A 13,281-nucleotide genomic window follows, 5' to 3' on the forward strand; every position below is an offset into this window, starting at 1 on the left:
GTATCCCCCTTTCTTTTAATAATATAAGTATAAGAAACATTTCTAACGAAAACCTTACGAAATATTATCAAAATCATAAGTTTTATTTTACCAACCGATAGCCCAATCCCCATAATGTCTCAATATACTCCATATCAGAGTTTGCTTCTTTTAACTTATGACGTAATCTGCTTATATGAACATTCAATGTATTATCATCTACGGTATATTCCTCTTCCCATATACTCTCAAATAAGTTGGCCTTTGAAAAGACCTTTTGAGGATGTGATAATAGTAATTCCATTATCTTAAATTCTGTAGCCGTAAACATTACATCTTTTCCATTAATAATAACCTGTTTGCTTTGTACATCCATCATAATATCTTTATAGACAATGATCTGGTTTGCCTCTGATTTATTAAAATGTCTTCTGCGTAAGTTAGCCTCTATTCTCGCTATTACTTCATCGATATCAAAGGGCTTTGTGATATAATCATCTGCCCCTAAACGAAGCAAATCAATTTTTGTTTGGATTAAATCCTTCGCAGAAATTACTATAACTGGAATATCTGTAAATTTTCTTAATTCATGTAAAATAGTATCTCCACTTTTGTATGGTAACATCAAATCTAAAAGTACCATATCAAATCTTTCCTTTTTCAAATGTTCTAATCCTTCTATACCAGTCAAAGCAGATACTATACCATAACCATTATTTTGCAAAGTCTTACATAATAGACCATTAATTTCTTTATCATCTTCTATAATCAATATATTCTTCATTTTTTCACCTTCATCAGTTTATTATATTTATATAAGCATCTATTGACTTCATATAGGGATGCAATCTATAAATCGTCATTCCTAGTAATTCTATATTCTTCTCCGACTTCTTTAACTCTTAAAGAGTTTATCTCTAGACTATCCTATAGACCTGTCTATATATTATATTTCCAGCTCTCAAAATATTCAAGTTTTCCTTTCAAAAGGTATTCATAATAAAATAAGGAAAAGTTCTTTAGAACTTTTCCTTATTAGCTTAGATTATATGAATTTTATGCCTAAAATTCTTGTCCATTATTTATATATTTCTATTCTACTATTCTTCTGCCATAATCTATACATTTACTTCCTTGATCTCCTTCTGGAGCTAAATTGACTATACATCCTTCATCAAATACTTTGGCACCATAGGATTCCATTCTTTCAACCCAATTTCTCATCCATTCGCCGTCTCCCCAATCATAGGAGCCAAATAATCCTACTACCTTATCCCCTAGATTGTTCTTTATGGATTCAACAAAGGGTTCCATTTCATCTTCTTCAATAGTTTCAGATCCCATTGAAGGTGATCCTAATATTACTATATCTGCCCAATCTATATCTTCTATTTTTCCTTGACTTACAGGGCATATCCTTACTTCACATTCTTTTTCTTCAATTCCTTTATTTATTAAATTAGCCATTTCTTCCGTATTTCCTGTACCAGACCAATATATTATAGCTACTTTTTTCATATTTTTCCCATCCTTTCTATTATAACTTCTTATGTATCCTTTTAAGATACTTTTATCTTTAACTGTAACAATGTTTCTTCTAAAGAGTTTTTACTACTATTATGACATCTTAATAAAGGTATGTTTTTTCGTTTAGCTTCTTTTGCGGCAGTTAAAGCCATCTTGTGAGAAACTGTACTGGTAAATAATACAATAGCATCTGGATCACCAATACTTTTATTAAGCTTAGATGGCATCTGTGTAAAAACCTTCATCTTATAGCCGTGCCTACCTCCTACTTCTTTATATTCTCCATGCATTCTATCATGTCCGCCTACTAAAACTATACACATTTTATTTACCTATCTAATTTGAAATTCTATTTAAATCAGATAGTATACCTCCTCTCATTAGGTAATTTTTATATTATTATGTCGGTATTGATAATCATTATCAATTGCAAGTTTTAAAAAAACTACTTCTCGCAAGTAGTATGTATTTACATATATTTATTATCTTTATTAACTTATATCGTATAATATCAAAACAAGCCTTAATTGTCAATATATTTTTAAAATTTTCTAGTTACTTTTTTTGAATTAATTTATATAAATCTATGGTAAATCATAATTTTAATGCATATCTACGTATATTAAAAAATAGTATTTTATTCTTTAAAGAATAAAATACTATTTTTTAATATAATATTATACCAATTTCTCTCCACAATTCCCACAGAATTTTCCTTCTCCAGTTTTTTGCCCACAGTTAGGGCAGAAATTAGGCTTTTCTCCCTTGGAAGTTTCCTTATTTTTATCTATATTTTCCATCATCTCTTTAGCTATATTCATTCCCATCATCATTCCAGCCATATCCGATGCTGCACCGCCACCCTTAACTTTTCCTGAAGATATGCCGTCTGTCATGGATATTTGCTGATATCTATTTATATCTCCTACCATACTATGGGAAGCATTTTTATTTATCATATCTTGAATTTCCTCAGGATAATTAAAGCTCATTACATTAAATCCAGTAATATTTATTCCATCGTTTAAAACCATCATATCTAAGTCTTCTTTAATTCCTCTAGATATGTCAAAGGCATTGGCCTGGAGATTAAACATATCTTTTCCTTCCTTAGTAATCCACTTCATCAATAATTGATCAAGTATTGATGTTATTCTAAGTTTTACTTCCTCTACTAAATAAGAATTTTTCACACCAGCTACTTTATCTATCAATGTAATATAGTCTCCTACTTTAAAATTAAAGGTACCATTTGCTCTAACAGGTAAACCACCTGGAAGTCCTAGTGTAGGAATATTTATGGCATTTTTAGTACCCCATTTTACAGTAAATTCCTTTGTATTTACAAATAAAACTTCCGCTCTCATACCAGTATTGAATCCAAATTTAAATCCCTTTAGTGTAGATAAAAAAGGTATTATCTGAGATTCAATATCGTATTCTCCCTCATCTTTGAATATTCCCTCTATTTTACCATTAAATAAAAATATAGCATCTTGACCAGGACGAATAATCAATTTACTTCCCTTTTTAATTTCCCTATTGCTCCATTTCCAAAAAATCATATCGTCTCTAAATTCTTCCCATTCCACCACATTGGCAAATTGTCCTCTGAAAAAGCTCATCTATATCATCCTTTCCTTTTGAAATCGTATCTTAAAATTTACCTCTACTGCTGCTATTTGAGTGTCCTCCTCCAGATACACCTCCGCCACTACTTTTTCCAACAGAGTTTCCACCACTACTTCTTCCAACAAAACTTCCACCACTACTTCCTCCAACAGAGCTTCCACCACTACTTCCTCCAACAGAGCTTCCACCACTACTTCCTCCAACAGAGCTTCCACTACTACTTCTTCCAACGGAGCTTCCACCACTGGAATTATTGTCTGATGGTTTTTTACGTTTACTTACATCAGTTCTCAAATAGTTATCTCGCCTATTAAGAATTTTAGAGCTTGTAGGGTCTTGATAAGTAGCTGCATTTACCGTTGTTCTTCCACCTGAATTGTAAGCCATAATCCCTACTGTTATACTTGCTATTCCAAGGGAGATTATTATTTGAAACCAAAATTCAAATAATACATTTTCAGGATTTACTCCAGGACGTATTCCCATATATTTATAAGAGGTTTTAATAAATGTATAAAAAGCATCATAGTAATTTCCTTGAGATAAATCTGGAGTGATTTTATCTCTAATAATGTCTAATCTATAATCATCTAAATATTTCTCCGCCTTATAATAACCTGCTAAATATACATCTCTATTTTTCATATCAATTGTTAATATGGCAATATTGCCATGGGGTTTATCATATCCTAATCCATTCTCATAATAAAAATCTTCCATATAATCTACTATATCCTTTCCAATTGGGTCTGAGATAGTAAGTATTATAAAGTCTGTTTCTCTCTTAGGACTATATTTACTTGATATTTTTTCAAGCTCCATTTTTTCCTCTTTAGTCAATAGATTAGCAAAATCATATATTCTTTCCTTAGAATTTGATTCTCCTAAGGCTATACTAGATATTAAAGCAAATATAATCACTAAAGACAATAGCCATTTTAGATATGTCCTATATTTCACCATATTCCACCTCCCATAAGTAAGGATGCAAGCTTGAGAAATACAAATACTCCCACTGCAACTCTACCGAACCAAGTGGCTACCTTAGCCTTACTAATAGGTGGCCTTCCTACAACCTTTCCTGTCTGACCATTCATAGCAAATACATATTCTGACCCCTTATAATCATAATAGACCACCCAAACAGGTAAAAGGGTATAATATGCCTGTCTATTCCTTGTAACTATATCCTCTCGATTATAATTAATAGTTGTATATCCGGATATTGTAGATCTAGCCAAGGATTTTACATATCTATGTATTTTAGATGCTGCCCTTGGAAGCAATTCCCTATGATCATAATTATATTTCTCAGCAATATATCCTGCTAAATAAGGAGTATTAAAATCCTTTAATTGACCGTAATTATAGGGCTCTAATCTATCCATAAGCTTATCATCCATTTTCTCTGAAGCGTCTACGGGAACTTTCATATAATCAACATTTATATCTCTGTATACATCATAATAACTAGTTTCTGTATATATGTATTCTCCCTTAGTATAAGTTCTCACTTTAGTGCCTACGGCATTTACTTCTGCTCTGCTATTTAAATCGTATAGCCAAAAAGGTACATACATTCCAGTTATTCCCTTGACTCTATCGGCAGTCATAAAACCTTCTGGAGTCAATAATCCATTTTTACACCAAGTTTGAAAGGCTTTCATAGCCCTTTCCTTACTTATTGTAAACGGAATTACTTTAGATGGAGCTAAGTTCCCAGTCAATCTATCTAAAAGTACTACCCCAGCTCCACAGAAACTACAGTTTATAGCTGTCGTATCTTTATCAGTAATCAGTGTAGCACCACAGTTTTTACAATGATATTCTTTACCGTCATTTTCTTCAAAGATAGTTTCTATATTTTCCTTAGGAAAGCTATCTATACCTTCTTTTCTCCCACAGCTCCCACAACTAAGCATCCCTGATTCACTATCAAAAATCATATCTGATCCACAATTAGGACATTTATAGTGTATTACCATATCTTCACCTCCATAAAAGATTAAATATTTTCAATAGGAAAGCCGTAGACTATGCTACAGCTTTTTATATTATTTATTTAATCTTTTCTTAAGTCCTGCCAACTCATCATCTATATCTGTATTTTGGTCATATTTAGCTGTTAAATCCTTTATATCATCCTTTGTACCTCTATTAAGTTCTGCCATGGCATTTGCTTCATCTAAAGCTCTGTTTGCTTTTTCTTCCATTCTTTCAAATGCAGATATAGATCTATTGGCAGAATTTACAGATGAGCCAATTTGATTGATCCTATCTTGAGTTTTAGCTACTGCCATCTTTCCTTTTATCATAGTCCTTCTAGATTCTAATTCCCCAATATCTGCAACTAATTTGTCGTGCATTTCTCTCATTCTTATGGCATTACTTTGGCTCAAATCATAGGATTCTTGTAGTTCAGCTTGTTTTGCAGTAAGCTCTGTTTTTTTCTCTAAGAATTTCCTAGCATCATCTTCATTGTTTGCCTCCAATGCCTTTATGGCATACCTTTCCATTTTATTAACTTCTTCTGCACATTCGTCTAATTCTCTTTTTGCCCTTTGTTCTTGTGCCATTATAGATGCAGTTTCAGCCTTTACATTACCTAAATCCTTATTAAGATTTCTTAAAATTTGATCTATCATTTTCTCTGGATTTTCAGCTTTATCTAATAATGCATTAATATTACTAGACATAATATCCTTAAATCTCGTTAAAATAGTCATATTCTCTATCTCCTTTTATAATATTTTATAAATATACCACCTCTACTTTAATGTATGTAGGATATTTGATTAATATCCAATTATGAAAATATTAAACAAGCTTAATATTTTCTCTCTTATCTACATAATATCATACTTTGTCATTATATATAAGTATTTGAAGTCCTTCTTTATACTGAAAAGTTTTTCATAAGATATTAGGGAAATTGTTTTGAAAATTCTTATTGTTTATCTTCTTGATTATGATATAATAAACAAAATTATAAGGGGTGAGGATATTGTATAGATTAACTGGAGAAAGGATTATTTTAAGAGAATATAGAAAAGAAGATTTGACTTATATGCGAAATTGGGTAAATGATATAGAGATTACACAATACCTAAGTGATATTTTTCTATACCCCCATACATTAAATAATACTGAAAGCTTTTTAGATGCATTGTTACAAGGCAATTCTAATATGAGAGGTTTTGTTATTGCCCATAAAGAGACTGAAGAATATATTGGGCAAGCAGACCTAGTTAAAATTGATTGGATTAATAGAGTTGCTACTTTGGGAATTGTAATAGGCACAAAAGATAATTTAAATAAGGGGTATGGCTCAGAATCAATTAAATTAATACAGGAATTTGTATTTAACAGTCTAAACCTTCATAAATTAGATCTAGAAGTAAGCGCTCATAATGAAAGAGCCATTAATTGCTATAAAAAATGTGGCTTTAAGGAGGAAGGTAGAATAAGAGAGAATTCTTTTAAGAATGGAAAATATGTAGATACTATATTTATGGGGATATTAAAAAGAGAGTATAAATCTATGTAGCATTATAACTACATCTGATTTCTATATTCACCAATATAAACACTAATAAGTTCTATTAATAAAGTATAGTAACCTGTGGTTTTGTTCACGCATGGACAATTTACATTCTAATAATTTATATAGCTAGTTAAGAATTAGGAATTTCAATCCTTAATTCTTAACTACACCACTATATTTATGTTATTAAATTTGAATCTATAATAACATAATTTGCTCTATGAATATATAAACTCTTTCCATCTATATTTAATCTCGTCATCTTAGGCAAATTATCTGGCACTGTTACATATACACTTTTACCTTGGTACACTCCTATTGGAATCCCCATTTGACTTGATATAATAATTGTTTTTTCCTTGCCAATTTTATTTTTCAAATCATTTATATATCTATCTAAGGGTACAAATCCACCACCTGATTTTACATTTATATCAGTTGGAACTTGGAATCCCTCTACCATATCTAGTCCATCTTCTGCAAAAATAACTGTATTACCAACTTGTAACATCTCATTTCCATTAATGGTTATCTCCAATACACTAGATCCAAATCCTGTAGATTCTAAGTCATTATTAGCATCATTTTCAAATAGTCCTACTGTTATTTTACTCCCCTCTACTGAAAGGGTTTTGTTAGCATAGTGATCGTATGTGGATATATTAAAATGTACGCCAATCAAATCTCCTCTTATTGTGGCAAGTTTATCTCTAATTATGGCACATCCAGATAATCCCATAATTAAAAACCCTAAAACAATTGATAAAATCAATTTGCTATTTCTTTTATTTTTCATGACGGTCTCCTTTTATATTATTTTAGAATATATTTATAGTGAATTAATTATTTGTTTCATTAATTTCCTTCTTAATAATATAATTCCTGAAAAGTATCTACTTGGTAGCTGAATATCTAATCCAAATAAGTAAAAATCATATTTACTGTTTCCTCAGAAAAACTAATAGGAAAAATCTCATTATAGTATTTGTTACCAAATATAAAATCCTCCCTCCTATTTATTTCTCCAATTGCTGTATTTCCATTTGATGTCATTATAATAAAGCTGATATAACCATTTTCTAACCTATTTTCCGTATTAATTGAATCTTCATAATGAAATGACATTAAATAATACGGACTATTATCACTTCTCATTCTTTCATAGTTAAAAAGATCAGTTGTTGTAATACTTTTAATCACTTTTGAATTTAATTCCATTGTGATTTTTTCTAAATCCTCAAGAGATTCAATTTTAATATTTGTGTTTAGATTTAAGGAAGTTTTCCTTGATTCATTAGCATCATGCTTATAAATTACAATGCATTCTGGAACTTTAATATTATTAAGATATATATCTCTTTTAGGATGAATATAGGATTGTCCTATATTGTATCCCACAACACCTATAATAAAAGTGGCTATTAATATGTTTGTTGCTATATATAATTTATTATGTTTTTTCTCATTTAATTTTCTTTCCTTGTAATCTTTAACCAATCTTTCAATGAATCTGGTAAATAATATTAAACCAAATGCAATTAAACATATCCAATATGTATATTTTAAATTATAGTTTCTTGATAAGATTATTTTATATAAGGATATGATCAATATCAAAATTAATCCTATTCTTATAATGATTTTAAAAATTATTAAGTTGTTTTTTAAAACATCTTTTTTTACATATTCATTTATTGGTATAGCAACAAATTGTACTAAAAGGAACACACATATATTTATAAAATATACTACCATAGGAATATAAAAAAAGATGAATATTAAAAATACAATAATATTTAATCCTATTATGAGACCTAAAATTCTATCAGCTAAATTCTTTTTCATTATAGACCATCCCTACAATATTATTTAAAATCTATAATATAAACTATACCACAGCATCATAAATAATTCTATTTTATTAAATTTGAAAAAGACTTAATCTTTTTTTCAAAGATTTATAACCTAATTTTTCATCTTCTTTAGCTTATCTCACACCGTTACATATACACTTCTTCCTTGATATAATCCTATTAAAATTCCTCTAATAAATCTAGCCTGTCTTCTGCAAAACAGCTGTATTACTAACTTGCAACATCTTATTTCCATTAATGGTTATCTCCAATACACTAGATTCAAATCCTGTAGATTCTAAGCCATTATTAGCATCATTTTCAAGCAGCCCTACTGTTATTTTGCTTCCCTCTACTGAAAGGATTTTGTTAGCATAATGGTCATATGTGGATATATTAAAATGTACGCCAATCAAATCTCCTCTTATTGTGGCAAGTTTATCTCTAATTATGGCACATCCAGATAATCCCATAATTAAAAACCCTAAAACAATTGATAAAATCAATTTGCTATTTCTTTTATTTTTCACGGTGGTCTCCTTTTATATTATTTTAGAATATTATATCATAATTCAATCATATAAGATTAATATAATATTAATATCAAGATATAGGAGATGAAAATTATTGATAGGATTATGCTAATACTTTTATTTATTGTTTCATCTGTATTTACCTATAGTTATCTAGTAAATAAATTTCTTCATCCTATCTCTATTATTTATTTGACATAGTCAATTGATATATTGACAATTATGGCAAAGTAAGAATATAATTCCAATTAATATTATATACTCTATCTTCTGTAATCTTTTATGACAGCATGATTACCATCTTATGGCCCTTTTATTATAGATTATTAAGTTCTCCAGATTACTTCCATTGGCATAAACATTGCATCTAATTGAATATATCAAATAAATATGTAATGGAGTGATTCTATGCAATTGCCTTCAATCTATGTAGATACTAAAAAAATTCAAAAGAATGCAGAGTTAGTTGTAAATATTTGCAAAAAATCTGGAATTGAAGTAATGGGTATTACCAAAGGAATTTGTGCATTTATTCCAGCAGTTAAAGCTATGTTAGATGGTGGTGTGCCAAAACTTGGAGACTCTCGAATGAGCAATATCATAAGTATGAGAGATGCTGGAATAGATGTACCTATATACCTTATTCGAATCCCCATGATGGCAGAAGTCGAAAATGTAATTAAATTTACTTATGGCAGTCTAAATTCCGAATTAACAGTAATAAAGGCATTATCGGAAAAAGCTGTTATCCTTAATAAAGTTCATAAGGTAATTTTGATGGTTGATGTAGGAGATCTAAGGGAAGGTGTACTTCCTGAAGATGTATTGGATATTGTTGAAAATATATTAGAACTCCCTAATATTGAGTTAGAAGGTCTTGGAACAAATGTAGGTTGTTATGGCGGTGTATTACCAAGTTATGAAAACACCAAAATATTAGTAGATTTAGCCATCAAAATCGAAAGCAAATATAAAATTCAATTAAAAACTCTTTCAGGGGGCAGTACGGTTAATTTGGATTTACTAGATAATAGAAAAATGGCTTCAGGTATAAACCAATTACGTATAGGTGAAGCAATTTTACTTGGGACTGATATTAAAACTCTTAAGCCTATTCCAGGAGCTGAAGTAAATACAATAGTCCTTAAGACTCAAGTAATAGAACTGAAGATAAAACCATCTCATCCTATTGGGGAAATTGGAAGAGATGCTTTTGGCAAAGCAGTAAATTTTCAAGATAGAGGCAATAGAAAGCGGGCAATTATCGCCTTAGGTAAACAGGATTGTGGATTAGATGGTATTTCACCTATAGACAGTTCTATAGAAATCTTAGGTGCAAGCAGTGATCATATGATTTTAGATGTAACAGATTGTAAGCAGGAAATCCAAGTAGGTTCAATAATTGAGTTTAATATAGACTATGGCGGTATGCTAGACCTTACAACATCAAAATATGTAGGAAAAAGCTAAAAGGCAATACCTTGCCTTTTAGCTTTTCAATTATTCTGATACGGCTATCTCTTTTTTGCCTTTTAGTTTTACTTGTGGTTCCCTTGGTACGCCAAATAATGGTATAAACTTATCAGCTCCTGTTAATGTAAGTAGAAGTATAGATACAACTGCTATTATACTCATGTAGTTATATTTTATAATATCACCAAAAGTAAATGTATGAAGTGGGTATATAGAACTAGCTATAGAGAGAAAATATACAACATAACAATGCCATGGTACAAATTGAGCAGAATAAACACCCATTGCATCAGATAAAGTGGCATTTCTAAGGCGTAACTTATACATATCTTCTTCACTGGCTTCTACATTCTCATCAGTCATGCTTTTAAGCATTGGCCCAATAGTGACAATTTGTGCCATCTCATCTGCTAAAGCTACATTACCAAATATACACAGTATACCATTGTAGAACATTAATTGTTTTACATTTCTCGATATTTTCATTATAAATCTTGATAATGGCTCAAATGCATTCATCATACCCATAACAGCTCCAAAACCAACAGCCCATAGCATCATTGATACAGAATTATTACCGGCATCTGAGAATCCTGTATATAATAGATCACTTAAAGTCATAAAGTCAATAGTCTTAGCCACACTGCCCAGTATAAAAGCTCCAATCATTCCTATAAGTAAACATACAATTGTGGGAAGTCCTTTAAATGCAGCAACAAGAACAATGACTAAAGGTATGGCCATATACAGTGGCACACCATCTTTAACTTGATTCAAAAGAGCAACTGCTGATGGTCTTTCTGCCTCTAAAGTTAACCAAGCTTCTTCCGGTATTTGGTTGATTGCTTCTGCCGCGCTAATGGTGTTATCTGGAAGCTGCATTCCAACAGCTGTTACATATATTAATATGGCTGCTAAAATTAAACATAATACGGACCATACCCCCTGATGTCTTATTCTATCTACGATTCCTACTTCCTGAATTCCTGAACTCACTATTGTGGTATCGGAAATTAATCCTATATTATCTCCAAAGCAAGATCCTCCAACTATGGAAGCTAGTGTAAGTGCAACACTTCCTCCTACAATATGGTTTGCCCAGAGAAAAATCGGTGCACATGCCGCAAAAGTTCCCCATGAAGTACCAGTTGCAACTGATAAAACGCATGTAACCAAGAATCCAACAAGTGCAACTGTTTTACTTGATAGTCCCAATTGTAGCGATATTCTTATTATTGATGCTCCTACACCAGTAGCCATAAACACTTCAGCCATAGCGTATGAAAACATCAATATGAAATAGACTTCCATTACAGAACCTGCACCATCATAAACTACTTTAGTTACATCTTTAAACTTGCGTTTTTCAACTAGCATAGCTATTATAATACCATATATCGTTGCATAACTAGCAGCAACTTTTACATCTATACCTGATAATAAAGCAGTTACCATAACAATTATTGGTGAAAATTTAATAAAAATCATTTTTCTCCCCCCGTCTTATGGAATAATGATAATATTTTTTAAAAATACGATTAGTACTTCACTTGTTAATTCCCTATCATTCATCTTAATATTCTGAAAATTTTAGTTGAGAAAATAGGTTTCATTAGTAACCTACTGAAACCTTATACATTATGTTCATTCCATATCCAATTTTAATCCTATAGTATCCTTGCAGGCTTTTATCAAGAGCTTCATTATCTGTATATATTAATAGTGGATTTCCTTTTAATTCAATTATCTTTGAGTTTGGAGAAATTATTATGATATTGTCTTTTTTTATTTTTTCAATAACCTTTGAACTAATTTGTTGATTACCTCTTCCCAAAAGATATCCTTGCCCTCCTGTGGGAGTGATAATTAACTTCCCTGTGCCATTTCCTAATATATTTAATATATCTTTTTCATTACAATCCAACTTAACTATGGATTTATTCTTAATAATATCTACACCTAATAATGAATTAGGCAAAATAAGTTGATCCATAATGGCTCTTGTAGTGGTGCCTGGACCTATTATATAATATACCTCTTCTACCATATTATCTATTATGTCTAATGCAATTGCCTTTTGGCTCTCCTCTTCCCCTAAAGGAGTAGGTGCCTTTTTGTTTTGTAACCATTCTTTTTTATAAGGTACCTTCAAATATCCAAAGAGTTCTGTCCTAACCTGATTATTTCTAAAGGCCTCTTCATCTATATCTACGACTTCCTCTTCCTTTATATGAAGGCTACTATCTTTCAAATACATTAAAGCTAATTCTCCCGCTAATTCTGGTGTATTTCCATAGACAGGAGAGTGAATCTTCACCCCTGCAGGAATTCCTACTGTAACAACTCTATTCTCCACAGCATTATAGATATCCCTTGCAGTACCATCCCCACCTACAAAAATAATTAAATCTACACCCCTTTCTTCCATTATTTTAGCTGCATTTAATGTATCTAAAAAACCAGTTATGTTATTTGATTTGTGTACTATTTCGTAATTAAAGCCTAAAGTTCTACATTGATTTTCACCCATATCTGAGGAAGAAGTTAAGATCAATAACTCTTTCTTTATTGGTTCTAATTTTCTTAATGCTTTTATGGCTTTGTTGGGGGCTTCTTTAATAGCCCCCAGTTGTATGGCCTTATTTAAAGTCTCTATACCATCTGTACCTTTTAGTCCAACTCTACCACCCATTCCAGCTATGGGATTAATTATTAGACCTATGATTTTCATACTATCACT

At 30.8% G+C, this 13,281-nt stretch carries 14 protein-coding genes; 2 read left to right on the top strand and 12 right to left on the bottom strand.

Annotation, left to right across the window (positions count from 1 at the left end; translation table 11 throughout):
- Positions 1 to 82: 82 nt before the first annotated feature.
- From RBU61_RS10060 to RBU61_RS10090, 7 genes are all read right to left on the bottom strand, one after another.
- The gene (locus RBU61_RS10060) at positions 83 to 763 is read right to left on the bottom strand and encodes a response regulator transcription factor (protein WP_308875240.1); all 681 of its coding nucleotides are present in this window, start codon (positions 761 to 763) and stop codon (positions 83 to 85) included.
- A 308-nt stretch (positions 764 to 1,071) separates the two neighbouring features.
- A complete protein-coding gene (locus RBU61_RS10065; RefSeq protein ID WP_308875241.1) occupies positions 1,072 to 1,497 on the bottom strand; it encodes a flavodoxin in 426 nt (141 codons plus the stop codon).
- Positions 1,498 to 1,538: 41 nt separating this feature from the next.
- The gene (locus RBU61_RS10070; RefSeq protein ID WP_308875242.1) at positions 1,539 to 1,829 is read right to left on the bottom strand and encodes a DUF2325 domain-containing protein; all 291 of its coding nucleotides are present in this window, start codon (positions 1,827 to 1,829) and stop codon (positions 1,539 to 1,541) included.
- A gap of 354 nt (positions 1,830 to 2,183) precedes the next feature.
- Positions 2,184 to 3,131: an SPFH domain-containing protein gene (locus RBU61_RS10075; protein ID WP_308875243.1), complete on the bottom strand. Its 948-nt coding sequence runs from the start codon at positions 3,129 to 3,131 to the stop codon at positions 2,184 to 2,186.
- A 31-nt stretch (positions 3,132 to 3,162) separates the two neighbouring features.
- Complete coding sequence (locus RBU61_RS10080) at positions 3,163 to 4,101, bottom strand: TPM domain-containing protein (RefSeq protein ID WP_308875244.1); 939 nt, start codon at positions 4,099 to 4,101, stop codon at positions 3,163 to 3,165.
- Complete coding sequence (locus RBU61_RS10085; protein ID WP_308875245.1) at positions 4,095 to 5,123, bottom strand: TFIIB-type zinc ribbon-containing protein; 1,029 nt, start codon at positions 5,121 to 5,123, stop codon at positions 4,095 to 4,097. Before RBU61_RS10085 ends, RBU61_RS10080 begins: the two co-directional genes overlap by 7 nt.
- Before the next feature lie 69 nt (positions 5,124 to 5,192).
- Positions 5,193 to 5,864, bottom strand: coding sequence for a PspA/IM30 family protein (locus RBU61_RS10090; RefSeq protein ID WP_308875246.1), 672 nt, complete (start codon positions 5,862 to 5,864; stop codon positions 5,193 to 5,195).
- A 278-nt stretch (positions 5,865 to 6,142) separates the two neighbouring features.
- Between RBU61_RS10090 and RBU61_RS10095 the strand changes: the two genes are divergently transcribed.
- On the top strand, positions 6,143 to 6,685 hold the full coding sequence (locus tag RBU61_RS10095; RefSeq protein WP_308875247.1) for a GNAT family protein: 543 nt from the start codon (positions 6,143 to 6,145) through the stop codon (positions 6,683 to 6,685).
- A gap of 175 nt (positions 6,686 to 6,860) precedes the next feature.
- Here RBU61_RS10095 and RBU61_RS10100 read toward each other — a convergent pair whose 3' ends face one another.
- From RBU61_RS10100 to RBU61_RS10110, 3 genes are all read right to left on the bottom strand, one after another.
- Positions 6,861 to 7,478: a DUF5052 family protein gene (locus tag RBU61_RS10100; RefSeq protein ID WP_308875248.1), complete on the bottom strand. Its 618-nt coding sequence runs from the start codon at positions 7,476 to 7,478 to the stop codon at positions 6,861 to 6,863.
- Between the two features lie 116 nt (positions 7,479 to 7,594).
- Positions 7,595 to 8,527 carry a hypothetical protein gene (locus tag RBU61_RS10105; protein ID WP_308875249.1) on the bottom strand — a complete coding sequence of 311 codons (933 nt, stop codon included), beginning with the start codon at positions 8,525 to 8,527 and terminating at the stop codon, positions 7,595 to 7,597.
- A gap of 208 nt (positions 8,528 to 8,735) precedes the next feature.
- Positions 8,736 to 9,065 carry a DUF5052 family protein gene (locus tag RBU61_RS10110; RefSeq protein WP_308875250.1) on the bottom strand — a complete coding sequence of 110 codons (330 nt, stop codon included), beginning with the start codon at positions 9,063 to 9,065 and terminating at the stop codon, positions 8,736 to 8,738.
- A 411-nt stretch (positions 9,066 to 9,476) separates the two neighbouring features.
- Here RBU61_RS10110 and RBU61_RS10115 point away from each other — a divergent pair, with 411 nt between their 5' ends.
- Positions 9,477 to 10,538, top strand: coding sequence for an alanine/ornithine racemase family PLP-dependent enzyme (locus tag RBU61_RS10115; RefSeq protein WP_308875251.1), 1,062 nt, complete (start codon positions 9,477 to 9,479; stop codon positions 10,536 to 10,538).
- A gap of 30 nt (positions 10,539 to 10,568) precedes the next feature.
- Here RBU61_RS10115 and RBU61_RS10120 read toward each other — a convergent pair whose 3' ends face one another.
- Together RBU61_RS10120 and RBU61_RS10125 are read right to left on the bottom strand one after the other, a co-directional pair.
- Positions 10,569 to 12,029 carry a Na+/H+ antiporter NhaC family protein gene (locus tag RBU61_RS10120; protein ID WP_308875252.1) on the bottom strand — a complete coding sequence of 487 codons (1,461 nt, stop codon included), beginning with the start codon at positions 12,027 to 12,029 and terminating at the stop codon, positions 10,569 to 10,571.
- A 124-nt stretch (positions 12,030 to 12,153) separates the two neighbouring features.
- Positions 12,154 to 13,272 (bottom strand): ATP-NAD kinase family protein, encoded by a 1,119-nt coding sequence (locus RBU61_RS10125; RefSeq protein ID WP_308875253.1) that lies wholly within the window; start codon positions 13,270 to 13,272, stop codon positions 12,154 to 12,156.
- Positions 13,273 to 13,281 lie beyond the last annotated feature (9 nt).

Source organism: Tissierella sp. MB52-C2, from assembly GCF_030931715.1.
In the GTDB taxonomy this organism is placed as follows: Bacteria; Bacillota; Clostridia; order Tissierellales; family Tissierellaceae; genus Tissierella.